The organism is Mesorhizobium sp. M0292, assembly GCF_040321695.1.
Classification (GTDB): Bacteria; Pseudomonadota; Alphaproteobacteria; order Rhizobiales; family Rhizobiaceae; genus Mesorhizobium.
The window spans coordinates 14,368-38,616 of record NZ_JAMYSB010000014.1; the positions used below are offsets into that span (position 1 = coordinate 14,368).

At 59.6% G+C, this 24,249-nt stretch carries 25 protein-coding genes; 8 read left to right on the forward strand and 17 right to left on the reverse strand.

Annotated elements, in window-relative coordinates:
* Positions 1-194: 194 nt before the first annotated feature.
* Complete coding sequence (gene hisC, locus NKI96_RS21010) at positions 195-1,334, forward strand: histidinol-phosphate transaminase (protein WP_352805903.1); 1,140 nt, start codon at positions 195-197, stop codon at positions 1,332-1,334.
* A gap of 89 nt (positions 1,335-1,423) precedes the next feature.
* Entirely contained in the window at positions 1,424-2,464 is a 1,041-nt protein-coding gene (locus NKI96_RS21015; protein WP_031194208.1) for an LLM class flavin-dependent oxidoreductase, read from the forward strand.
* A gap of 555 nt (positions 2,465-3,019) precedes the next feature.
* Here NKI96_RS21015 and NKI96_RS21020 read toward each other — a convergent pair.
* From NKI96_RS21020 to NKI96_RS21075, 12 genes are all read right to left on the reverse strand, one after another.
* Positions 3,020-4,912 carry an ABC transporter ATP-binding protein gene (locus tag NKI96_RS21020; protein ID WP_352805906.1) on the reverse strand — a complete coding sequence of 631 codons (1,893 nt, stop codon included), beginning with the start codon at positions 4,910-4,912 and terminating at the stop codon, positions 3,020-3,022.
* Positions 4,912-6,780: an ABC transporter ATP-binding protein gene (locus NKI96_RS21025; RefSeq protein ID WP_023685023.1), complete on the reverse strand. Its 1,869-nt coding sequence runs from the start codon at positions 6,778-6,780 to the stop codon at positions 4,912-4,914. Before NKI96_RS21025 ends, NKI96_RS21020 begins: the two co-directional genes overlap by 1 nt.
* Before the next feature lie 85 nt (positions 6,781-6,865).
* Complete coding sequence (locus NKI96_RS21030; RefSeq protein WP_352755917.1) at positions 6,866-7,759, reverse strand: SIR2 family NAD-dependent protein deacylase; 894 nt, start codon at positions 7,757-7,759, stop codon at positions 6,866-6,868.
* A 32-nt stretch (positions 7,760-7,791) separates the two neighbouring features.
* Positions 7,792-8,004, reverse strand: a complete 213-nt coding sequence (nifT, locus tag NKI96_RS21035; protein WP_023672220.1) for a putative nitrogen fixation protein NifT — start codon at positions 8,002-8,004, stop codon at positions 7,792-7,794.
* Positions 8,001-8,321 (reverse strand): nitrogen fixation protein NifZ, encoded by a 321-nt coding sequence (locus NKI96_RS21040; RefSeq protein ID WP_023672219.1) that lies wholly within the window; start codon positions 8,319-8,321, stop codon positions 8,001-8,003. Before NKI96_RS21040 ends, nifT begins: the two co-directional genes overlap by 4 nt.
* 98 nt (positions 8,322-8,419) lie before the next feature.
* Positions 8,420-8,614 (reverse strand): 4Fe-4S dicluster domain-containing protein, encoded by a 195-nt coding sequence (locus tag NKI96_RS21045; RefSeq protein ID WP_023672218.1) that lies wholly within the window; start codon positions 8,612-8,614, stop codon positions 8,420-8,422.
* A gap of 31 nt (positions 8,615-8,645) precedes the next feature.
* Positions 8,646-10,124, reverse strand: a complete 1,479-nt coding sequence (gene nifB, locus NKI96_RS21050) for a nitrogenase cofactor biosynthesis protein NifB (protein WP_352805909.1) — start codon at positions 10,122-10,124, stop codon at positions 8,646-8,648.
* A 373-nt stretch (positions 10,125-10,497) separates the two neighbouring features.
* A complete protein-coding gene (locus tag NKI96_RS21055; protein WP_023672216.1) occupies positions 10,498-10,812 on the reverse strand; it encodes a hypothetical protein in 315 nt (104 codons plus the stop codon).
* A 51-nt stretch (positions 10,813-10,863) separates the two neighbouring features.
* Entirely contained in the window at positions 10,864-11,163 is a 300-nt protein-coding gene (locus tag NKI96_RS21060; protein WP_023806340.1) for a ferredoxin family protein, read from the reverse strand.
* 11 nt (positions 11,164-11,174) lie between these two features.
* Entirely contained in the window at positions 11,175-12,482 is a 1,308-nt protein-coding gene (locus NKI96_RS21065; RefSeq protein ID WP_023712672.1) for an FAD-binding protein, read from the reverse strand.
* A 10-nt stretch (positions 12,483-12,492) separates the two neighbouring features.
* Positions 12,493-13,602 (reverse strand): electron transfer flavoprotein subunit alpha/FixB family protein, encoded by a 1,110-nt coding sequence (locus NKI96_RS21070; RefSeq protein WP_023685019.1) that lies wholly within the window; start codon positions 13,600-13,602, stop codon positions 12,493-12,495.
* Between the two features lie 18 nt (positions 13,603-13,620).
* Positions 13,621-14,472, reverse strand: coding sequence for an electron transfer flavoprotein subunit beta/FixA family protein (locus tag NKI96_RS21075; protein WP_023672212.1), 852 nt, complete (start codon positions 14,470-14,472; stop codon positions 13,621-13,623).
* Here NKI96_RS21075 and NKI96_RS21080 point away from each other — a divergent pair.
* Positions 14,396-14,605 (forward strand): hypothetical protein, encoded by a 210-nt coding sequence (locus NKI96_RS21080; RefSeq protein WP_023708822.1) that lies wholly within the window; start codon positions 14,396-14,398, stop codon positions 14,603-14,605. The two genes, NKI96_RS21075 and NKI96_RS21080, sit on opposite strands and share 77 nt — an antisense overlap.
* 52 nt (positions 14,606-14,657) lie before the next feature.
* Here NKI96_RS21080 and nifW read toward each other — a convergent pair whose 3' ends face one another.
* From nifW to NKI96_RS21105, 5 genes are read right to left on the reverse strand one after another with little or no spacing between them, the layout of a single operon-like run.
* Positions 14,658-15,038, reverse strand: coding sequence for a nitrogenase stabilizing/protective protein NifW (gene nifW / locus NKI96_RS21085; RefSeq protein ID WP_023687348.1), 381 nt, complete (start codon positions 15,036-15,038; stop codon positions 14,658-14,660).
* The gene (gene nifV / locus NKI96_RS21090) at positions 15,035-16,243 is read right to left on the reverse strand and encodes a homocitrate synthase (protein WP_352805912.1); all 1,209 of its coding nucleotides are present in this window, start codon (positions 16,241-16,243) and stop codon (positions 15,035-15,037) included. Before nifV ends, nifW begins: the two co-directional genes overlap by 4 nt.
* Before the next feature lie 25 nt (positions 16,244-16,268).
* Positions 16,269-17,435 (reverse strand): cysteine desulfurase NifS, encoded by a 1,167-nt coding sequence (nifS, locus tag NKI96_RS21095; RefSeq protein ID WP_023685015.1) that lies wholly within the window; start codon positions 17,433-17,435, stop codon positions 16,269-16,271.
* Between the two features lie 36 nt (positions 17,436-17,471).
* Positions 17,472-17,822, reverse strand: coding sequence for a hypothetical protein (locus NKI96_RS21100; RefSeq protein WP_156940485.1), 351 nt, complete (start codon positions 17,820-17,822; stop codon positions 17,472-17,474).
* 56 nt (positions 17,823-17,878) lie between these two features.
* Positions 17,879-18,199, reverse strand: coding sequence for a HesB/IscA family protein (locus NKI96_RS21105; protein WP_023672207.1), 321 nt, complete (start codon positions 18,197-18,199; stop codon positions 17,879-17,881).
* Between the two features lie 536 nt (positions 18,200-18,735).
* On the opposite strand from NKI96_RS21105, the gene hemP reads away from it, so the two are divergent.
* The 5 genes from hemP (at position 18,736) to NKI96_RS21130 (ending at position 23,200) form a co-directional block, all read left to right on the forward strand.
* On the forward strand, positions 18,736-18,840 hold the full coding sequence (gene hemP, locus NKI96_RS21110) for a hemin uptake protein HemP (protein ID WP_023685012.1): 105 nt from the start codon (positions 18,736-18,738) through the stop codon (positions 18,838-18,840).
* A 30-nt stretch (positions 18,841-18,870) separates the two neighbouring features.
* On the forward strand, positions 18,871-19,962 hold the full coding sequence (locus NKI96_RS21115; RefSeq protein WP_352805915.1) for a hemin-degrading factor: 1,092 nt from the start codon (positions 18,871-18,873) through the stop codon (positions 19,960-19,962).
* 844 nt (positions 19,963-20,806) lie between these two features.
* Complete coding sequence (locus NKI96_RS21120) at positions 20,807-22,024, forward strand: cytochrome P450 (RefSeq protein ID WP_023727121.1); 1,218 nt, start codon at positions 20,807-20,809, stop codon at positions 22,022-22,024.
* A gap of 40 nt (positions 22,025-22,064) precedes the next feature.
* Positions 22,065-22,256 (forward strand): ferredoxin, encoded by a 192-nt coding sequence (locus NKI96_RS21125; RefSeq protein ID WP_081725572.1) that lies wholly within the window; start codon positions 22,065-22,067, stop codon positions 22,254-22,256.
* A gap of 332 nt (positions 22,257-22,588) precedes the next feature.
* On the forward strand, positions 22,589-23,200 hold the full coding sequence (locus NKI96_RS21130; protein WP_352806065.1) for a nitrogen fixation protein NifQ: 612 nt from the start codon (positions 22,589-22,591) through the stop codon (positions 23,198-23,200).
* The last annotated feature ends 1,049 nt before the right edge of the window (positions 23,201-24,249 follow it).

Sequence of the window (24,249 nt, forward strand, 5' to 3'; positions counted from 1 at the left end):
GCGCCGCGCAGCGATGCAGATCCGCGTCCGCGTCAACTCGATTCGACCGAGGACAGCCTGGCCGAATTCCCATGTCAGCCGGCGCTGCGGCCATTGTGTGAAAGGCAACCCTGCCATCGTCAATCTCGTCCGCCATGTTGCTCTCGTTGCGAGCTCATACGGATGCCCCCTGTGTGACTGAAACGGAGTAAAATATGTCCGATGCAAAACTGCAAACTGTGCTTTCGGCTCTTTCGCAAGTGACACGACAGTTAGATGCTCTGCCGTCCAACGGACCAGCGCCGGACGGAAATTTTATCAAGCTGAATACGAATGAGAACCCGTTTCCGTTGCCGCCAATCATAATGCAAAGTGCAGTGGCGGCCCTCAAGCGCCAGTATCTATATCCGGATGACGACAACTCCAGACTGAGGGAAGCAGCGTCCAGCGCCTATGGCGTTTCCAGGGATCAGGTCATCGCTGGCAACGGGTCGTCTGAACTGCTCGGACTGATCTACAGAGCTTTCCTCGCACCCGGCGACAAGGTTGCGATGATGTCGCCAGGGTTTTCGTTCAACCGCAAACTTGCCATGCTCCAGGGCGCTGAGTTCCTCGAAATCGGATGTCAAGCTCATTCCCTGCCAATGGAGCAATTGCTTTCCGGTCCGGCAAAAGACGCCAAGTTCATTATGTTGGCCAATCCAAACAATCCGACCGGAACATTCCTCCCGATCAGCGATATCGAACGCCTCGTAGCACAATCGGACCGCTTGATTGTCCTTGATGAGGCATACGTCGACTTTGCACCCGATCACGGACTGCGCCTCATCAACCGGTATTCGAACCTTCTGATCTTGAGGTCATTCTCGAAAAGCTATGCCGCCGCCGGCATTCGCGTCGGTTTCGGTTTCGGTCACCCTGAAATTATTGGAAGGCTGCGAAACATCCAGAACGTCTTCAACATGAACGTGATCGGGCATGCCGTAGGTATCAGCGTGCTTGCGCATCGCGGCGCCTACGCAGACAACCACAAGCACATCAAGGATGAACGAGAGCGAGTGACAGTTGCACTATCGCAACTCGGATTTTCCGTAACACCCTCCCGCGCAAATTTCTTGCTGGCCCGTGTGCCCGCGGGACAGGACGGCTCATGGTGGCAAGCAGCATTGGAGAGGCAAAAGATACTTGTCGCGTTTTTTCCGGACAAAGGCTTGGAACACTGTATCCGCGTCAGCATCGGCACAAAAGAGCAGATGGATGAATTTCTTGCTGCCGCTGGCGACATCGCTGGAAGCTTAACGGTGCCAAGCTTCAGGGGCAGGGAAGCGTCAGGCTCTGCTTCTTCGTTACGCTGACGCTAATCGGCGATCACACACATCTCTTCCGACTTGCTTGGTGACCCCAGCAAGAAAACAGCCTGCTTTTAAAATCGGGGACTTAAAGAGTGACAAACGTCTTTCCTTCAAACCTGGCTTTCGGCATCTTCGATCATTTGGATGAGGATGGCCGCGATATAGGCCGGCAGTACGAAGATCGCCTGATATTAGCAGAGGCGTGCGATCAGCTAGGGTTCTATGCCTATCATCTCGCAGAACACCACTGCACTCCCCATGGGAGAGGTCCATCGCCGAATCTGTTCTTATCGAGCGTCGCCCAGCGCACCCGGCGCTTGCGTCTCGGACCCTTGGTGATGCTGCTTGCGCTTTATCATCCGCTGCGTGCGTTCGAAGAGATCTGTATGCTGGACCAGTTGAGCGGTGGCAGGCTCGAACTGGGCATAGGGCGCGGTGCTCTCCCGACCGAATTGGGCTACTTCGGGATTGGTGCGGACGCGGTGCCGGGCCGTTATGCCGAAGCCAGCGAAATTCTTATGCAAATACTTGTTAATTCGAGGGAGGTCGGCACGCTCTGCTATCAAGGTCGCCATTTTGATCTCAATGACGTTCCTTTGACGCTAAGACCTCATCAGCGTCCACATCCGCCCACATGGGTCGCTGCCAATCGACCCGAGTCCACAGCTTGGGCCGCTGCGAATGGAACAAATATCGCGTGTGTAGGACCTTCCTCTTCTGTTCGCAAAACTACTGATGCGTTCCGAGCCTATCGAGAGGACAACGCAGGCGGGGGGGATCAAGGGAGATTTGTCGGATTGCTCCGCATGGTCGTGATTGGGCGTTGTGACACACATGCCTATTCGCTCGCGGCACCTGCTTACGCACGCTGGCTCAAGAGCTTCCAATTCCTTTACGAGCTTAACGCTATCCCCACTCCACCAAACTTGCCGCTGACCTTCGATGCGGCAGTCGAGAGTGAATTGTGCGTGGTAGGATCAGCAGAGTCTGTGCGAAAAGCTCTGCTAGATCAGTTGGAAGAGGCAGGTGCCAACTACCTGCTTTGTCAAATGGCATTTGGAAATCTGCCGCTAGATGCTTCCCTTTACACCGCGAGGACCATTCAATCCGAAATCATGGCTCGACTTGGCTGACCATGTGCTCGAGCTTGCACGTGGTGGGGCGGGCAATCGGGAGGAGGCCAAACTGACGACGAGCAGGCGGCACAGAATACCAGCTTTGTGCGTTGGCTGGCGTCTGGGCCATCGTGTGAACATGCACGATCCTAAGGAGAGGGTAGCCGAGCGCGTCACGATGCCGGCACGCGTCTGCTCGTCGCGCTGGCGCTAGTCGTTGCCCATAGCCAGCCGCAGGAGGTTCTTCTCGCCCGGGGCGGCGTCGGTGCGGCGCCCACTAATCCAGCTTCATCAGAGGCCCGTCGGTGGCAAAGCCGTCACTCGCTACGGCGCTATTGAGGGCGCGCTCGCGAGCGGCTTTGCGACCCCCAGCCAACACCTCCAGCGAGCTCGCCCGATGATGGTGGTGCACCGCGGTCGGATACGATGCTGGAGGAAATCGTTCGCAGCCGTTCTTCACGAATTGCGAGGAGTGCTCGTTCTTGAATGCTGGCTGCTGGCCGGATGCGGTGGCCTGAGTGGTCTGCCGACACGCCCGAAAGTCAACGCCACTACCACAAGGCCGCCAAGATGTCAGGTCTGAGAGCCAGCTTGGACGGTGGTATCGTGTTCGGGAAGGTCGTCGAAGGAGGCGTGGTTGAGATAGTAGAGTTTGGAATACAGGCCGCCCATGGCTATTAGCTCATCGTGGTTGCCAGTCGCAATAACTTGGCCATTCTGAAGCACGATGATGCGGTCGGCCCCCCGGACCGTGGCGAGACGGTGGGCGATGACGAGGCCAGTCCGCCCTTCAAGCAGCTTGATCAGAGCCTTCTGAATCTGCAATTCCGTGTAGCTGTCGATATTGGCGGTAGCTTCGTCGAGCACGAGGATCTTGGCGTCAGCGACGAGGGCGCGGGCGAAACTGATAAGCTGGCGCTGGCCGAGAGATAAGTTGTCGCCGCGTTCGCCAAGTTGGGTCTCATACCCGTCGGCGAGGCTCATGACGAAGTCATGCGCGCCGACAGCCTTGGCCGCCTCGATCACCTTGTCGCGCGTGGCTTCCGTCTTCTGGTATCGAATGTTCTCGAAGACCGTCCCGGTGAACAGGAATGGCTCCTGCAGCACCATGGCGACCTGGCGGCCGAGCGATTCCTGGGTGAGGTCGCGTACATCATGTCCGCCGACCAGCACCTGACCCTGCTGAACATCATAGAAGCGGTGGACCAGGGCCATCGCACTCGATTTGCCAGAACCGCTCGGTCCGACTAGTGCGACCGTCTCGCCCGGATTGACCTTGAACGAGACATTTTTCAGAACCGAACGGTTCGGATCGTAGCCGAAGGTGACGTCCCTAAACTCGACCGAGCCGTCCATTTCGGGCGAAAGCACCTCGGCATTGGGTTTGTCCTTAACATCGATCTTGACGTCGAGCACATCCGTCAGGCGCTTGCCTGAGGCCATGGCGCGCTGCATGACCGAATATTGCAGGGTGAGTGAGCGGATCGGGTCAAAGAAGCGCTGGATGTAAAATAGGTAGGCTACCAACACGCCTACATCTATACGGCTATTCATGACCATCGAGCCGCCGACCACAATAACGGCGGCCAAGGCGAGGCCGGTGATGCCATCGACGATGGGCACCATGACCAGTGCATATCTGGCAGCGATCAGGTGGGTCCTGAGGTTGGCATGGGCCCGATCGTCAAAAAGACTGAAATTCACCTGCTGGCGGTCCATTGACTGTATGGTCCGCACGCCGTGAATGGCTTCGGCCAGCGCGCCATTGACGACGGAATTGGTTTCGTGTGCAGCCATGAAGGCGTCGCGGGCACGCGGCAACCAGACAATGCGGACGATCACCAGGATCGGCAGAACCGATAGCGTCAGGAGGCCGAGGCGAAAGTCGAGCCACAGCATTACGAAAACGATGCCGAAGAGAAGCGCAACATCGCCTAGGGAATATACCGAGGTTTCCAGGAACTCCTGTATGGAGTTAACGTCGCCTTGCAGGCGCGACATCAGGCGTCCGACCTCGGTCTTGTCCATGAAAGAGAGCGAAACCTTTTGCAGATGGCCAAACATGGCGCGGCGGATGTCGAACAGGACAGTTTCGGCCATTTTCCCATCCAAGGCTTCCTGCATGTAGCCGGCGGCGAAATTGACCAAAATCGCCGAAAGGAACGCGCCGACGGCCGCAAGCTGGGCTGAGCGATCGGGCCTTGCCGGGTTCATGCCGAGGTCGATCGCGTAGCGGATGATCAAGGGGATGAGAAGCTGCGTCCCGGTGAAGATCAGCATCGCGACAATCGTGACAACTACCTTTGCCCGGTAGGGATGGACGAAGCCCCAGATGCGACGGAGGATGCTCTTGTCGAAAGCCCGGCCGAACATCTCCTCCTCGATCCGGTGCGAGCCGACGACCGCGCGCGGAGGGCGTCTCCCATCGTCACGTTCGGCTTCGAGTTCGCCGCGGCCCTGGTCCATCAGCGGGCGCCCCCATCCTGGCTAATAATGCTATCACCCGGGCGCGTCTGGAGATCGTAAAGGGCCCTGTAGCGTCCCCGCTTCGCCAGAAGCTCTTCATGCGTGCCGCGTTCTACGGTTTCGCCTTTATCGACAAAAAGGATTTGATCGGCATGCTTAAGCGCACTCAGCCGGTGCGCGATGATGATCGTCACCCGATCCTTTGCGAAGCGCCGCATCGCCGCGCGAATGCGCAGCTCGGTGCCGGCATCGATCGCGGCCATCGAGTCGTCGAAAATGATGACGGAGGGGCGCAGCATCATGGTGCGAGCAATCGTGAGACGCTGGCGCTGGCCGCCAGAGAGAGAAACGCCGCGTTCGCCCACGACCGTCTCATACCCTGCCGGGAGCCCGAGGATGTAGTCGTGGAGCTGGGCGAATTCTCCAGCGCGTTCAATTCGCTGTCTCTTCGCCCAGGGATCGCCATAAGCGATGTTGTTCTCGATCGTTGTTGTGAATAGGAACGCATCCTGCTGTACAACCGCGACCGCCTTGCGAAGGCTCTCGAGGGTGACATTGCGTATGTCCTGGCCGTCCAACGTGATGGCGCCACCGGTCACGTCGTAAAAGCGGGGGACCAGATGAGCCATCGTCGATTTGCCGGAACCCGGCGGACCGACGATAGCGATCGTCTCGCCTCTCCGGGCCTCAAAGCTGAGGTTCTTCAGAATGGCGCGGTTTTCGGCGTTGGGGTAGGCAAATGAGACATTGTGGAAGCGCAGAGTGCCGTCACTTATCTCAAGCGGTCTGGCCTCGAGAGCATCCCTGATGGTGATCTCCTGATCGAGGAGACCGAAAAGCCGCGAACCGCAGCTAGAAGCGCGGGCAAACGCATTGACCATGAGACCGATCTGGCGGACTGGCATTTGCAGCATGGTCATGAAGGTCAGGAAGGTCGCCATGGTTCCGACGCTGATCTCGCCAGCGACGAGCTTGTTGCCACCGATCCCAAGCACCAATCCCATTGCGAAAAAGTAGGACAAGGTCATCGCCGACGTGTTGGGTACGTAGATGTCAACGAGATCGTTGGCGAGGTCGAGCGCGTTCTTGGAAGCGCCGTCGAACTTCAGCATCTCATAGGATTGAGCCGCAAAAGCGCGGACCACACGGATACCTGCGAGATTTTCCTTCATCACGCGGCTTAGTACCGAAAGGCGCTCATAGAGGTCGAGCCAGGTGGCGCGCAGCCTAAGCTGTGTGGTCGATGAGCGCCAAGCGACAAAAGGCACGAAGCTGAGCGCGGCCAAGCCGAGCATCGGATCGGTCGAGATCATCATGTAAGCGCCAATCCCGATCAGCATCGTCAGCAGGAGCACCCGCATGAGCCCGGTGGAAAAATACATCCGCACGCCTTCGAGATCGAGCATTCCGGCGGTTATCAGATCGCCTGAATGGACCCGGTCGTGAAAGGAAAAGCTGAGACGCTGGATCTTGTCGTAGTAGGCGAGCCGCAATTCGTACGCGACATGATGCCCGACGGCTTCGGCAAAATAGTTCTGCGCCATCGTGAAAACGCCGCGTAGCGCGCTGACGGCGAGCAGCAGGAGAGCCGGGGCCCAGAGCGCTTGTCCTGCCGCAGCCCCCGCGACACCGCCCCCGATAGCTGTCTGGGTCTGGTCGACAGCCCGGCCGAGAAGCTGGGGAATGAGCAACTGGAGGATTGCCGCCATGATCGTCGAGCCCATAGCGAGGGCGACCTGCCACGGATGGCGCAGATTCATACGCGTGATGCGCAACAGCGTACTCAAATCCCGGCCCCAGCGCGCCGCTTCAACATGGGCCAACGAATTCAGTGCGTTCGTTGCGCCGCTGACAGCTTCACTGTTCACGGGTGTATTCCCGACTGCATTTTGCGCCTTCGAGGAAAGCCGAAGCAGACATCATCAAAGGCATCCGCCATTGTTAATCCCGTCCTCAACCTGCAGCCGTGCCCGTTCCCACAAGCCGAGCCGCCGCTTGACTTAGTGGCATGTCGATCACCGTGATTCCGCTTGCCGCAAGAAAACGCGCTTCGTTTCTGGTCAGGGTTTCCGCGTCCATTACGGTGCAATAGGGACCGCGGGAGCGCTTCATGATCTGTCTGGCGTAGGTGCGCAGCATCTGATCGTTGAAGCGGCAGCCAACGAAGAAAAATCCACGGGTGATGCGCCGTTCCTTCACAGCGTCTGGGATCGGTGTCTGGATATCAATTTCGGACAGGACTTCGACGTAGTCGGAATCTGCGACGAGAAAGTTTTGCGCGGGCGTAATACTCCCGTGAGGTGAATAGAGAACCGTCTTGGCCCCCAATCGGGGGTCGAGCTCCCTCCCGGACAAATCGTAGGTTTTCGTCCAAATGTTGCCGATTTCATTCGCGCGCGTGACGCCTTGTATCTCAAGGACGTCCGTTCGACCGGTCTCTACCAGAGCCGTGCGCATCGCGCTGTCATACCAGCTGTCGATGATGAGGGAGAGTGGCAGCCTTGCGAGCCAGGCGTGGAAGGGGGTCGGCCCCACCGGCGCTGCGAATATGTCGGTCATCCAAGCTTGAAGCGTCCGGCGATGCCGGCGCTGTTCGATGAACTGTGCAACCGACCACATATTGGTGCGGATCCTGGAAGGGGCTGGAGCCCGTGCATTGAGTGCCGCGGCAACAACCTCCGGGGTATGCGGCACAGGCGGTTCCACACAGTTCAACTCAAGAAGAGCCGGACCGAGATAGGGGATCACCTCATCGGCGGCGAGCGCTTCCTTCGCCAGGTCAAGCAGCTTTTCAGCAAAACTGTCCCGCACAATGACGAGGTGGCCCGATGTCAGGATCGTGTTCATCTCGTTTCCTCGCGACGCACCTAGGGGCAGCATCAGCCCTCTTCGGAAATCTTCCTTGCCTCGACGGTGATCGGCAGACGCGTATCATGTGGGAGATCGGGTAGGAGGAGCCGCCACCCGTTCCTGAGCGTGACCGTTCCGCCCCACAACTCTTCCTTCTCGAGTTTGATGATCGGCTCTTCGAGGTCCTTTTTGGGGACATACGCTGACAAACCAGCATCGGTCCTGCGGATCATGACTTTCATCTGGCCGTCCCTTCATTGGTATTGCTTTCAGCACTGCAGGGCGCCTCGGCCTCATCGAGGCTCATCAGTTCACGCGCTCGCATACCGACTACGGTGCCACGGTCGATCCACTCGACCGCATAGATGAAGAACTGCTGGAGAAAGGTGCCAATGTCGCGCACATATCCCTCGTCCCCCTTCCGCACGAGATTTTCGCCGATCTCCCTGCCAGGATAGGTGCCGTCATTCTTTATGTGGCGAGTGGCACGTACCCGCTCTCCCGGCATGAATCGTGGAGGCCTGCGGATCTCGATCTCCTCTTCGCGTCCGAGCGACATGTCCGTTCCCTGATTTCTCTTGTGGCTGAGATTGCGAACAAGGCGTTCCAGGCGTCCTGCGTAGGCAGCCCCCAACCATGTCGGCAGTCCAATGTCCGTTACGCAGGAACGCAGGTCTTCGGCACCGGACATACCGAGGCACATTGCTGCGCATCGAAGACCCCCTCGCATTCGGTGCACTTCTGTGACTCGATCACGTAGCTCTCGCCTTTGAACTTGATCGCGCCGGAAGGACATTCGAATTCGCAGGCGCCGCATTGGGTGCATTGGGATGCGATGATCTTGAAAGCCATTTTAACTCCTGGTCCGAATGAATGAGACAGCTCAGGCCGTCGCCGCGAGTGTGGGGGTCCCAGATGCGGCGATGTAAATCGCGCTGATTGCTGTCTCGATATAGTCATGGGCACAGGCGTCGGTGGCTCTGATTCCAGCCTCCGCGAGCTGATCCTGCGGGCAATTTCCAATCTTGGCGCACAGCACGATATCTATGCCTTGAAGCGCTGCGATGACGCCATCGAGGGCGGCTTCTGCGCCCCAGCCGCCAAGGCAATACTTGTCCACCTTCCGATGCCCGACGAAGCTGATCCCTTTCAGCGAGGCTTGATAAACCTGGAATTCCTTCGCATGGCCGAAATGCTCATTGACGCGGCCGCCGCCCTTGGTCGCCACCGCGAAGAGAAGGGACTTGCCGGGGCTCGCTGCCTTGACCAATCCGATCGCTTCTCTCCTAGCCTCGACGTGATCACGGCGCTCCTCCGCGACCAGCTCCCGATAGGCCTTGCGTTTGCTGGCATCGTAGGTGACCTCGCCGGGAATCCGGTCGACTGTGAATTCCTGGCCACGATCTTCTCCGAGCAGGCCCACGGCATCTGCCCGGCACTGCCGGCAGTGGCGCATCAACTGGGCGCCGTTTTCGACACGATCCTGAAGAGCCTTCATCTCCATTGCGTTTGGGCCGCGCTGCCCGCTCAGACCGTAGTGCGTGCCGTGGGCCGGGTCCGAAATCAGCGGCATAAGGTTGTGCAGGGACGCGCCTCGCTCCTTAATCCATCTATTCACCTCGATCAGATGCTCATCATTCACGCCCGGGATCACCACCGAGTTGATTTTGGTGAGGATGCCCCGCGCGGTCAGCATCTCCAGGCCCAACATCTGCCGCTGGTGCAGGATCCGGGTGGCTTCAATGCCGACGTAGCGGCGATGATCGTGAAAGATCCAAGGATAGATCTTTGCACCGACCTCAGGGTCGACCATGTTGATCGTGATCGTCACGTGATCGACATTCATGTCAGCAAGCTCATCGACATGGTCGGGCAGCGCCAGCCCATTCGTGGATATGCAAAACTTGATGTCTGGGATTTCCCTGGCGACCCTGGCGAAGGTCGCCTTCGTCTTCGTCCAGTCGTAGCAGGCGTCGCCCGGTCCGGCGATGCCGAGCACGGAAAGCTGCGGCACCTCATTGGCGACCGCGATCACCTTGCGTAGCGCCTGATCGGGCGTCAGCTTTTCAGAGGCCACCCCAGGCCGGCTTTCGTTGGCGCAGTCATATTTGCGATTGCAGTAGTTGCACTGGATGTTGCAGCCCGGCGCGACCGCGACGTGCATACGCGCGAAATAGTGATGCGCCTCTTCTGAAAAGCAGGGGTGATCCTTGATCTTCTCCCAGACAGCCGGATCCGTGTCGTCGGGCTTTGCCGACGAGCCGCAGGTCGAAGACGCGCAGCCCCCGAGTTTCATGGTGCCAAGCAACTGGTCACCGAATGTCGTGCTGAGGCTCTCAAGCGAAATTGCCGGTGCAGACATGAACGGCTCCGTTGCTGCGTGATGTCGCAGTTCAAAGCGCAAGAGCTATGCCAGCCCAAAGAGCTGTTTCGGTTCATGAATAGGCTTCCCGTGTCACATTCCTTCGGATTGCTCCGACACACCTGTCGGGCTTACGACAGTGGACAGGCAAATAGGGTCGCGAGGCTAGCAGCCTCGGGCGCGCAGAGTGTGAGCGAGACCACTCCGGGCTGCTTACGCTTGACGTCATCACGACGTCCCGAATTTCTTAACCTTGATACCATGCCGGCGCAGGGCGTAGCCGATTATCCAGGGCGTGAGGCCAGGGATACGAGCCGCCCTGGCAAAACCCAACCGGCCTTGTCAATCGCGTCGATCAGCCACTAGCGTTCCGTCAGATGCGGGCGACAAGCGGCATGGTTCGGACGCCGGCCGTAAGGGGAGATACCTTGCTGCGGAGGCGCCGATGCGACTGGCCGGCAGCCGCAATCCGCTCGATCTGGTACAGCCTGTGGTATGAGGCGGCGAGTGCCTGATTGAGGTGCGTGGGTGTTGCCGGCAGTGGCGGCAATCTCCGGCTCTCCTTCAGCGTCCAGACGACGACTTCTCCATCACCCGTCTGCAGAAACGTGGGCAGGACGTTCACGACAATTGCCCAGCGTATGGCGAGCGTAATCTCCAGCTCGCTTGGCGCGGTCAGCACCTTCACATATCGTAGAGTCCCTGAGCGCGGTATCTGCTTAGGGCATGCGTGCGCCGGTCATCCGAATTTAAAGAGGATTCCGAAACCGCCGCGTGGATAGTTCCACTCGATCTCACCAGTCGTCCCGCACAAAATCCGGCAGGTGCCGCACTCCATGCAGCCGTCGGCAGTGATCTCCACTTGACCCTTGTCGTTCAACTCATAACATTTCGCCGGGCAGACGTGGGTCAGCGCGAGCAAATTCGCGCTCGGCTTCTGGTGCGGTCGCACTTTGATGTGCGGGCGGCCGGAATCCACCAAGTAGCGGTTCTGGTAAAGCTTGTCCTCGACACGTGACTTCGTCGCTGCGCTGGTCATTTCGTCTCCCCTCAGCGCCACGCCAATGCAAGGCGGACCGCGTCGCTGACCAGCCCCCAGCGCGAGCGCGCCTTGATGAAGGCCGCCGTGGTCGCCTTTTCCTTCTCGATCTTCGGCGTGCCGTCGACACGCATGAAGTTCTGCGCAGCTTGCGACATCAACCGCGGATAAGTCGTGAAATAATTGCATGAATTGGTGTGGAGCAAGGCCGGCATGTCTTTGTATTTCCTCAGGTCCTTGACCACGAAGGACTTGTCCAGCATGGCTTTGTAAAGGGCGAGATTCCGTTTGTTCATCGGACCGTTGCGGCTCTTGACCTCGACGATTGCCTCAGCCGCAATGCGGCCGGAGGTCATGGCGAGGTTCGAACCCTCGCGGTGAATGGCGTTGTTCAGTTGCGCGGCATCGCCGACCACGACCCAACCATCGCCAAAGAGCTGCGGAATAGCCTTGTAGCCGCCTTCGGGAATGAGGTGTGCGGAATATTCTTTCACTTCCGAGCCGGCGATCAGCGGCCGGATCGAAGGATGGCTCTTCAAGGCATCAAGGAGAACGTAGGGGCTCTCGACCATCGCGGCAAAATCGGAGACGAGGCAGCCAATGCCCAGTGAGATGGACTCCTTGTTGGTATAGAGGAAGCCGAGCCCGGCCATGCTGCGGGAGGTCGTGCCCACCGCCTCGATCACGCAGCCCTCATCGCCCTTTACGCCGAACCGCTGCTCAATGACCTCTTCGGGCAAGAAATGCATTTCCTTGACGGCGAGGGCCACGGTTTGCGGCTTTGGCATCTCGCGCAGGCCGGCTCGAGTGCCAAGCAGTCCGCAGACACCTTCTGCGAGAACGACCACGTCCGCGTAGATGGCTCCGCCCGCCCGGTCTGTGCGGACGCCGATCACCCTGTCATTGGCATCACGGATGAGTTCCGTCACGGTCGTCTCGCACAGAACGGTCGCGCCGGCCGCGCGCACCTTACGCGAAAACCATTTATCGAACTGGGCACGGATGATCGTGTACCGGTTGGGCTTCGCCTCATTGAAGTCGTCCGACCTATAGTGAATCCCTGTATGGGATGTGTCGTCCATCACCCAAAGCCGCTGTTCAACCAAATGCCGCTCGAGAGGCGCATCATCCCGGAAATCCGGGATGATCTTCTCCAGCATGTTCGCGTACATGATGGCACCCTGGACATTCTTGGAGCCCGGATATTCACCCCGCTCCAACTGCAGCACCTTCAGGCCATGGCTGGCCATGGTGTAAGCAGCTGCGTTTCCGGACATGCCTGCCCCAACAACAATGGCGTCGAAGTTTTCCTCGATCATGTCCATCCCCTTAGCTCGAAAGCTTATCGCGACTGTGGGGCGACAGCCGCCGGGTGAAGGCTTCCGTCAGTGCGGGCAGGAAGCGGATCGCGTCGGTGACGATTCCGAGGTGAGCGAAATCGAAAATCGGCGCGTTCGGGTCGGTGTTGATGGCCACGATGAGATCCGCCCCCTCCACGCCAACCCGATGCTGGACGGCGCCGGAAATCCCGGCCGCTATGTAAAGCTTCGGCCGGATCGTCTTGCCAGTTTGGCCGATCTGCCGATCAGCTGGCATCCAGCTCTTCTGGACTAACGGACGCGAACAGCCGTGCTCGGCGCCGATTGCTCGTGCGAGGTTCTTCACAAGCTGCAGGTTCTCCGCCGCGCCAAGACCAAGGCCTCCCGCAACCACGACGTCGGCATAGGCAAGGTTTGCCTTCGCCGACTGATTGTCCGGCAGGAAGCCGAGGACTTTGGTAGCGATCTCGTCCTCGGCAAGCGAAAGCTTGTGCCGGATGACACGCCCGACCGGTTTATCCGTCCGCTGCGGCATGGGCATGACCCTCGGCCGCACGGTCGCCATCTGCGGGCGGAAATTGAGCGTATAGATCGTGCACAACAAGGAACCGCCGAAAGTCGGACGCGTGGCGGCGAGCGAACTGTCGGTATCTACATCGAGTTCGGTGCAGTCGGCCGTGAGCCCCGTCTGCAAGGTCGTCGCCACGGAGCCGGCAAGATCCCTGCCCAGTGTGGTGGCACCGAGAAGAAGGATTTCGGGTTTGTGGGTATCGACCAGATCCGTCAACGCCTTGGTGAAAGGTTCATTCCGATAGTCGGCGAGCAGGGGCGCCTCGGCGATGTAGACAAGGTCAGCGCCATACGCGAATGCTTCGGCAACGGCGTTCCCCACGGCCTCTCCCGGCGGTCCAAGCACGACACCTGCAAGCTGGACCTGAAGCTTGTCTGCTAAGTTGCGGCCTTCGCCGAGCAGTTCGAACGATACCGGATGGACCTCGCCACGTTCGAGCTCGATGAAAACCCAAACGTGCCGGTAGTCCTTGAAATGGGCGGGCAACTCCTTCTTTATGCCGGCGCGGCCGGCGGCAGGGCGAGGGGTTTCTCCGTTCGCGGTCGACATCGTTTTTGCTCCTTGCCGTCACGCGCCGCCGTTAAAGGCGAGCTCATGTTCCAGCGCCGGCTGGCGGGTGAAGATTGCGGTGATGAGTTCGTCAGCGACATCGCGCAAGGCCTTCTCGGCGGTGTCGATTTGTGCCGCCTTTTCAGCTCGAGCAGGAGGGGCGAAAACACGTTTGACGACCGTCGGTGAACCGCGCAGGCCGCATTTGGTGAGATCCTCAATGCCGGCGTCGGCCGCGCTCCATTTCAAGACCTGGCTGCGCGCGGCGCACAAGGCGTCCTGGATCGAGCCCCGGCGGATCTCGTTTGTGCCTTCCAGCATGGTGATGAGGCAAGGGAGCCTGCTCTTCAGCATCTGTGTGCCGCCTTCGGAACGGCGCTCGACCTTGATCTCGCGTGCAGCAAGGTCGACAGAAGGGATCTTCGCGACATAGGTCAGTTGCAGGAGTCCGAGGCGCTTGGCGATGCCGGGCCCGACCTGGGCGGTGTCGCCATCGATCGTCTGCTTGCCGGTGAAGACGAGGTCTGGCGTGCCGAACGTCTCGCCAATCTTCGCGATTGCCTGGGAAAGGGCGAACGAGGTTGCCAGCGTGTCGGAGCCGGCAAAATAGCGGTCGGTCAAGAGCACCGCTCGGTCGGCGCCGTAACCGAGCGCCTTGCGCAGCGCGTCCTCTGCCATGGGCGGACCCATGGTGAGCACAGTGACTTCGCCGCCATGTGCGTCGCGCAGTCTGAGCGCTTCTTCGAGGGCGAACAGGTCGTAAGGGTTGATGATGGTCGGAACACCCTGGCGCATGATCGTGTTCGTGACCGGATGGACCCTTATCTGTGCCGAGTCCGGCACCTGCTTGATGCAGATTACGATGTGCATTGGCGGTTTCTCTAGGCTCCTGTCCGGGTCCGGCATTGCGGTTATCTCCTTTGTCCGCATTATTCGTGCCAAGTCTCTTGCGCTCCCCCTTTCCTACAACTTCGGCTGGTTGCTTCTGACGGCGCTGTGGTGATGACCGCATTTGGCGGCTGCTCGACATTGTCGCGTCGCACCCTTGTCGCCGATCATTCCCGTCCGAACCGCTTCAGTACCGAGTCGAACGGAACAAAGGTGTGACCCGGCGCGGCAGGTTTGTTCGGATCGTGGTCCTTGAGCACCTTGAAAATCCGATGCGTGAGCGGCGAGGAAATCGCAAAGTCCTCGTAAGCTCGTTCGAGCGTCGCGCGCACCCTCGCGGCAATCACCTGGTCGGGCAGACCGGAGAAATCTTCTTCGGCGAGGTATTGGCCCACACGCTTCATGATATGGAGCCGCGAGACATTCAGTACCTTCGGGTCATAGGCGACGCCTAGGACTGAGAAGAATTCCTCTGCAGCCGACAAGCGCTTCAGTCGTGCGAGGATGTCGGTGACATCCATGGGGCGGCTGTCAGCGGAACAATTCATTGCATTCTTCCTGGTCGCAAAACTGTGGCCTCTGTGTGCTCGCGCACGGCTGACTTGGACCCGCACAGCTCGATGAGGGATGCCTCGCTGCACATTCCATCGTAGAGCTCGACCAGTCGAGTTGCAGTAAGGGTCGATTTGGTCTCGGCCGCCTCGCGTCGGACGCGGGCCACCATCGCGGCTGCCAGATCCGGGTCGAGATCGCGACCGCTTTCGCTCAGCACATGGGCAATCGCAGTGGCGCCGGAATGCTTGCCGATGACGATCCGCCGGCAGCGGCCCACGAGAGTCGGATCGAGCCCCTGATAAGTACGCGAGTCCTTCAGCAGCCCTGCGACGTGAATGCCGGATTCGTGGGTGAAAACATCGGCGCCGACGACCGGCTTAGTGGCTGCGGTCTGCCGGCGGGCGGCCCAAGCCACCTGGGCGGCGAGGCCGGGCAATGCGGTCAGCTCAATGCCGGTGTCTGCGCCGTCGAAGACTGCCATTGCGGCGGCCACCTCCTCCAGCGCGGCATTGCCCGCACGCTCGCCGAGCCCCAGGACGGTGACGGAGGCATGGCGCGCGCCTGCGCGGATCGCCGCCAGCGTGTTGGCGCCAGCAAGTCCGAGATCGTTGTGCGCATGAAATTCAAGGTCGATTGGAGACTGCACCACGAGCTGGGCGACAAGTTCGAAGGTCGAAAACGGGTCGAGAACACCGACTGTGTCGGCCAGCCTCACGCGGCTTGCGCCGGCGCGTGCGGCCGTCTCGATGACGCGGGCGAGATGATCCCGATTGGCCCGCGAGGCATCCTCGCAGCCCACCGCGACGAAGAAGCCGGCATCGGCGGCGCGCCTGACCATATGATCGATGACCTGGAGCGCTCCCGCCTTGTCGAGGCCGAGCTTGGCGGCAAGTTGGATGTCCGACGCAGGCAGCGACAAATTGACCGCTTGGACGCCGCTCTCGATCGCTGCATCGAGATCCAACGACGTCATCCGGCACCAGGCCATGAGCCGAACCGGAAGACGCCGCGCTACCACGGCGCGAATTGTTTCCATCTCGTCGACGCCCATGACCGGCGTGCCGATCTCGATCTCTGTCACGCCAGCCGCCGCAAGAGACTCAGCGATCTCCAGCTTTTCCGTCGTGGTGAAGGCGACGCCCGGCGCCTGCTCGCCATCGCGCAAGGTCGTATCGTTGAGGGAGACATGACCGGTCATGACAGGCAGCCTGTTCTTCTGCGGCTCACGCATAGACCGGACTACCCGGCCCAGAACCGGAAAAGCTGCGCAGCTTCCCCACGATTCCCGGCATGACCTCGAGCACCCGGTCGATGTCCTCTTCGCTGTTGTCCCGCGCCAAGGAGAAGCGGACTGCCGCGTGTGGCGTTTTCATCGCGCTTAGGACATGGCTTGGTTCCAGAGAGCCGGAGGTGCAGGCCGAGCCAGAGGAACACGCGATGCCAATGCGGCTGAGGAGAAGTGGAATTCCATCACTTTCGACATGTTCGAAGGAGATGTTTGCGGTGTTGGGCAACCGTTGCAAGGGATCACCAGTGACACAGGTGCTTGGGATGCGCTGGAGGATCCCGCCCTCCAGGCGATCGCGGAGCGACTTTACCCGTGTGGTCTCGTCGTCCATGAATTTCAAGGCGAGTTCGGCCGCCGTGCCGAGCCCGGCTATGCCGGGCGTATTCTCGGTTCCAGCACGCCGGTTGTGCTCTTGGTGACCCCCCTTGATCAGCGAATGGAAATCGACGCCACGTTTTACGAAAAGCGCACCGATCCCTTTCGGCCCGTGCAGCTTGTGGCCGGAGAGCGACAGCATGTCGATTGCGGTCGACTTCAGGTCCATCGGAAGCTTGCCGACCGCCTGCACAGCATCGGTATGGAATAGGGCGCCCACTTCCTTGGCCAACTCGGAAAGCCTTGCCACGGGGAAGATCACACCAGTCTCGTTGTTCGCCCACATTATTGACACGATTGCAACCTGTGGGGTGAGGGCGGCCATATAGGCGTCGAGATCGAGCCGACCACGGCAATCCACCGGGATCCTGTGCACCTTGAGGCGGCGGGTCTTCTCAAGATGCGCGCAGAGCGTCAGCACGGCGGGATGCTCGACCGCGGACGTCACGATCTCGGTTCGGTTGGGCGCCGCCTCGAGCGCTGAAAGAAGCGCTGCATTGTCGCTTTCTGTCCCACCCGAGGTGAAAGTGATCTCATCCTCGAACTCCGCGCCGATCAGAGCTTGCAACTGCCTCCGCGCCTTTCTCACCGCCGCACTGACTGAGGCGCCAAGAGCGTGTGCCGACGAAGGGTTGCCGAATTGATCCCTAAAGAACGGCAACATCGCTTGCACGACCTCAGGATCGACCCGTGTGGTTGCGTTGTTGTCGAGGTAGACAGGCTTCATAGGTGCGATCCTCAGTTAAACAGAATGACGCGAGCGCTAGACCGACTCGTTGAGCCTCTGGCGCATGCCGTTGATGATCATTTGAACTGGCAGCGCGCGCAGGCGCCCGGAGTGTTTGACGTAAACCGGATCTCCGTCGATATGGACATGTTCGCAGTGGCCGTAGGTCAGCCGGCAGGTAAGGACGCCCGAACGCGATAACGCTACCGATGAGCCGAATTTGGCGCAGCGGCGCGATTTGTCCGCAAGCAGCTCGGGTGCCACCAGGAACCGAGCTGCTTCGGGAGGCGACGTTCTTTGAATCCTACTGGGAGCGAATGGCGGTCCCGAGATCGGCTTTGACCTTGTCTTGTTTTTTAGGACGGGGACATCTGTTGTGCCGGCCATATAAGTCTCCTCTGCCGCAAAATCACTCTGTCGGCCGCACAGGGCGCTTCGGGCGTTTAACTGAAGGACTTGCCGCAGCCGCACTTTTCGCGCGCATTGGGGTTATCGAAGACAAAACCGGAAGATTGGAGCCCGGTGAGGAAGTCGACGGTCATGCCGGCTACATGGGGTTGGGAGCCCGCGTCCACGAACAGCTTGACCCCATCTGTGTCAGTGATCGCGTCGCCCTCGCGCGACACGCTCTCCAGGCCCATTAAGTATTTGAAGCCTGCGCAGCCGCCGGCCTCGACCATAATGCGAAAGCCTTCCGCCGGCTCGCTGGCACGGCAAAGAGCAGTCTTGAAGGCGGCAACAGCGTTGTCGGTGAGCGTAATCATGGCTCCATTCTCCTCAGTCCGCGACCTGCTTGCCCATCACGTTGCATGCACCGTGCCAAAGCCAAAAAACGTTTCAACACAGCGCGGCATCTCTCGCACTGGTGCCTCTTGATTGCTGATAAGGTGTCGGCCAATCGACACGTGCTGTCGGGTTTGTCGGGTCCGGCACGAGGGATGTTGGCCTGAGTTCTTGGGTGAACTCACATCACCAAGGACAGAACTTCTTCTGAGCTTGCCTCGGCGCAATTGGCACGGTTTTTGAAGCTCCGTTTGGCGAGACGGCAAGAGCATGCCGATCCACAACCATGCCGTGGGTGCCATCGCGATGGATGGGGCGAAGCAAGGGAGTAACATGTCAGGACCGTGGTCAGATACGCGTTGTTGGCAAAGCAGCGCCGCTCGTGGCATCCGAATGCCCGCTTGGCCGATTGCGACAACATCCATACTGGCTCACCACCGCCCAGTAGCCGCCGACCGGCTCGATGGGATGCCATCGGCATGTGGCTGCTCGCCGGTTTTCGCATCGGTGCGACGCCGTGCGCACGCTGTCCAGCGACACCTTGTTCATGGGCCAGCAGCAGATCAGGATCGAGCATTTCGGCGCGCCTTATCGGCTGAAGATTCCCGGGCAGGGCAGATGATCCTCACACGTCGTAGAAACAGGGGTAAGCATGGACCAACGCGAGAAACCGTCGCCCGACGAAATCCGGCGGGCGTGCAAAGACAATCCGAAGATCCGGGAGCATGATCTCGCCGCTCGATTGGGCATTTCGGAAGCCGAGTTGGTCGCGGCGCATTGTGGTCACGGCGCGGTGCGCATCGAGCCGCGCGTCGATGATCTGCTGACCGGCCTCGAAGCGGTCGGCGAGGTGATGGCGGTCACCAGCAACGAAAGTGCCGTGCACCAAAAGATTGGCGTCTACGGCAAAGTGGTCACCGGCAACCAGCATGCCATACTGCTCGGCGACGAGATCGACCTGCGCATCTTCCCGAAAGCGTGGGCGTATGGCTTCGCCGTCGAGAAGCGCGAGGGGGCCGAGATCCGCCGCAGCCTGCAATTCTTTGATGCCACCGGCGAGGCGATGCACAAAGCTCATCTCACGCCCGCCTCGAACCTGCAGGCCTGTCAGGATCTGACGGCAGAGCTTGTATCCCCCGACCAGGAGCCGATCATATCGCTCGAGGCGAGCGGGGCGCGCGATAACGCAGTGAGTCCAGACCACGCCACCACGGTCGACGACCTACGCGAGCACTGGGGCCGGCTAAGCGACGTGCATCAGTTCTACCATATGTTGAAGACACTGAAGCTCAGCCGCTGCCAGGCGATGCGTATGGCCGACGAGGATGACGCCTGGCTACTCGACAATGATGCCATTGGCGCCCTGTTCCAACAGGCGGCCGAAGACGAGATGCCGATCATGTGCTTTGTCGGCAATCGTGGTTGCATTCAGATCCATTCCGGCCCGATCAGGTCGGTCAAGCAGATCGGGCCGCGGATCAATGTGCTCGAAGAGACCTTCCATCTGCATCTTAGGACCCATCGCATCCGCGAGGTCTGGGCCGTGCGCAAGCCGACGAGGGATGGTCACGTTACGTCCATTGAAGCCTATGGCGCGGACGGCAAGATGATCATCCAGTTCTTCGGCACGCGCAGGGAAGGCGAACGCGAGGGCAGCGACTGGCGGTTTCTGGCCGAGAGTCTGCCACGCGTTCCCGGTCCGACCTCCAGGGGTGTGTTGACTGCCGACAGGTCCTCGGATTGAATTGGCCGCGATAGGACTCAGCACCACGTTCCGACAGCGGCTCGCGAGCAAATCTAGGTCCATGAGCGGAAAGGATGCCGTCGTAGCGCATGCGCATGGTCAGGTGATGCACGCCGGAATGGACCGCATCTATACAGTCAAGCTGGTCGCCGGTCGGCACCGGTGCGCACGAGTGCATCGCCGTCTGCCGGAAAAGCCTTGCAGCGCCTGCGAGCGATAAAACGCATACGCCATCAGCGCCGAACCGAAGCGCGGCTTGACCTTTTTGATATTTCCGATCGTCTCGCGCAAGCGCCGTCGGGTCTTCTCGGACCGCACCCGATCCTTGCGCTGGATCGCGTCATTGCTCAATCCGGGCCGTGCGAGCGATCTACTCGCTCGTCGACCGGCAGGCTGTGCAGCAACAGCCAAGCCGAACAGCCCGATGTCGCGGGCTCGACAAAACCGACCACGGATGTCGGTTGTCGGACGTTGTCATAAGAATGATGGACAGGTGATCATCAGCGGCAGACCCAGCGCAGGCTGGCATTGCTTGGTGCACCGCCATGGCTACCCTATCCGGCACGCGACTTGCTTCGACAATTTGATCAGCAGGGCAGAGGTGGTTGACCAGTCTCTCAACCCTAACGGGGAAGCGGCCGCTTTGCTTCATGACCGGAGCGCGGCGGAGATGCCCCTCTGATCGACTTCGCAACCCATCTCATCCGCGCTGGTGCAGGTGGGCTGTATCAGGCGACAGAATCTAGAAGGCGCCCGACAAGAGACGTGCCCATGCTGGAAATCGACTTTATGAACAGCGGTGCAATCTCAATTGAGCCATGAACGCCAATGTAGAGAAAACAAAATGGCGACCAACCCCGTTCCAGATCATGTCCCGCCCGAAATGGTGAGGGACTTCAGCCTGTTTACATCGCCAGGGATGCCACCAACACCCAACGGGGATCCACACGCAGCTGTCGCTTGCGTACATGACGGGCCTCCGATCTTTTACTCCCGCTACAACACGCAAGATGGCCGGGGTACCTGGGTCATCACCCGTGCCGCGGACCAGCGGAAGGTGCTGCAGGACGCAGAGACTTTTTCCAGCCATCGCAGCATCTTCTCCTCCATACTGGGTGAGAACTGGCCGACGATCCCGCTTGAGCTCGATCCACCGGCCCATGGCGTCTTTCGCTCACTGCTTAATCCGCTGCTTTCGCCAAAGCGGGTGTTGGCTTTGGAACCGGCTGTCCGCGAACGGGCGGTCGAGCTGATCGAAAGGATCGCCGCGTCGCGCACAAGCTGCGACGTGATGAAGGATTTTGCCTTTCCTTTCGCGGTGAGCACCTTTCTTCGCTTTCTGGGGTTGCCTGATGACCGACTCGATACATTCGTCGGCTGGGGGAAAGATCTGCTCCACGGCGACGATAAGGAACGACCTGTGGCTGCCCGGACGATCGTGGCATTCATCGACGAACTTGCAGCCATGCGCCGCGATGAGGCGGTTGACGATTTCATGACCTTTATAGTGCAGGCACAGGTCGAGGGCCGCCGGCTGACTGACACCCAAGTCCGCGGCATCGGCGTGCTTGTCTTCGTCGCTGGGCTCGACACGGTCGCAGCAGCTATAGGCTTTGACTTGGCGTACCTCGCACGCAACCTCAAAGATCAGCAATTGCTGCGGAGCGAACCGGACCGCATCCCGCTCGCAACCGAAGAATTGCTGCGGGCCTATCCGCCCATTCAGTTGATCCGCGTGGCCACGAAAGATATCGACTTCGAAGGCGCGCCGATCCGGAAGGGGGACTATGTTTCCTGCGCCACGATGATTGCCAATCGTGACCCGGCGGAATTCGAATGCCCCAACACGATTGATTTGGAGCGGGAGGACAACCGCCACGCAGCGTTTGGCTATGGTCCCCACCGTTGCCTTGGCTCACACCTTGCCCGGCGCGAGATTGTCATTGGCCTGGAGGAGTGGCTGGCGCGCATCCCGGCTTTCAGGATCAAGCAGGGTACGGCGCCGATAACTTCTGGCGGCCATGTGTTCGGGATCGAAAATTTGATCCTGGACTGGTCTTAGGCCCGCCCCGAGCCCGGGCACAGACAATGGAGGCAGCGCCATGCGCATCATCGTCCAAAAGGCCAAATGCCAGGGCCACGCGCGATGCGCGGCGCAAGCGCCGGACATCTTTAAACTCGATAATGACGGTTACATCCTGCCTGGTGACATTGAAGTTGCGGAAGGGGAGGAACTGCCTGCATCACGAGGCGCGCGATCCTGTCCTGAACGTGCGCTGGAACTCACTCGCTGACGCTCTGGATGAGACGGCATTCAACCGTGAGTCTGGCGGCTTGAACCATGTGGCCGCACTCAGCACGCGACCTCTGTCCCGCACGGTTCACGTCCAACTCTGCGGGGCAAATTCCGGCGCCAGTGTTCCCCGTGAGGCGCAAACGGCAGGGCCGGGGTTCGCGAACCTCTTCGAATCACAGAATTTGCGCCAGAGCCGATGGACCAGACGAGAATTGCCGAACTACTCGACGCGAGGCGACCCGGAGTGCCGTACCGAAGGACTGCCCGACCCATGTTGCGGCAGGCCGGGTCTCTGCATGATTTGATAGGGCGAAACCAGGAGAACGCACCATATTTGCCCAACATTATGCCCGGCTCAGCACCGGCCAATGGCCGCAGCTGGAGAGAAGGTTCGACCAGCATGTGCTTGCCTGTGTGCTTTCACGTGCGCTCGAGGAGATCGAGGCCGGCGAGGCGACGGCGACGGAGGCAACCGGACTTTCGCGCGCCGAGTTGCGCGATGTCCTGTCCCGCTGTTTCCCTGCTTTTCCGATCAACGCGTTTGCCTTGGAAGAGGGGAGCGAGCCCGAGCCCGATCTGGAAGAAGAACTTCTGCGCGGACTGCTGCTGGCGCATGCCCGGCCCGACGACAAGGCAAGCGCCCGCTTCGCCAAGATCACCGCCCGGCGTGCCATGCGCAATGACCACCTCTGGCAAGACCTTGGCCTCTTTAGTCGAAGCGACCTCGGCCGCCTGCTCGCCTCGCATTTTCCGACGCTGGCGGCCGGCAACACCCAAAACATGAAATGGAAAAAATACTTTTACCGAAAGCTCTGCGAGGCCGAAGGCTTTTCGCTGTGCAGCTCCCCCAGTTGCCGGGACTGCAATGATTTCGAAAGCTGCTTCGGCCCGGAGGAAGGCGAAAGCCGCCTCACACGGACCAAGGACAACGCCCAGGGCTGAGAGCCGCTTGCGTCAGTCGTACAGCGTCAGAGCTCGCGCCGCGCCATCTGTCTGTTGTCAAATCTCGACGGACGCCTTGGGGGATTTGAACCTGTGCGCTCGCGATGCTCGCTTCGGCGGGTCGTCGTCATGGCAGGCGCGAGTCGAATGTTTGTTAGATGCCGCCACAACCTAAGCCGGCATCATCAATCGCTACAAGCGCAAGGAGTTGAAGGACACGTTGCGCGATCTTGAGCAGGCCGGACTTGGTGACCAGCTCGTTAGGTTTTTCAATTCATGAGTGGCTAGAGCGATGGCTGTACTGGCGTTCGATCTCGTTTATTTTTCCGGCCTGACGGCAGACCAACTGCTAGGCAGCGTCATCTCACTTCTGGCGTGTTTGCTCCTTTATAACGCTCTGGCTCCGGACCGAGTTAATCGATAGGTCGGCGGCCGCTCGGCGTCACTGCTAATGCCCTGATACGATTTTAGGAAACGGGGTCTGCAGTGTTTTCTTCCGCTTCGGCGCCACATAGCTTTCAACCAGGCGAAATGCTCGACGTCGACAGTTACCAGCGGCCGTGGGTTGATGGTCACCGTGTTTGGCGCTCAGAACTTCCTCCGTGCTAGTCAATGGCGAGCATCGGAAGCGATTTTGCAGGTTTTGCGCTGACGGGATTCTGGCTCGGCCCGCCGGTCGGGTTCGTCAAAAGGTGCTAATATAGCGTTGTATGTCCGATCGGCGGTAGTAGCCGCTTACTGATCGCCGGACGGTCGATCCCTGAACCTTGTTGCACCGCACCTGGGGTGCTTAGGGAATGATATTATCTGACAAATGGAAAAATCACGTAGGAGCCAAAGTAAAATTTTATTATATCTGACTCCCCAGAATTATCAAGTAATGATCCAAGAACGAATCTTTCGTGGCCGTTAAGTTGTTTTTCAACTCTAGTGCGTCACTATGGGGTCCGTAGATCCCAAAAAATGTCCCATCCTTTGCATGGCAACAAGGAGGCGTACTATGGCAAGAATTTTTGAAATTCTTACGGGCAGTCTGACTGCCGGATCTG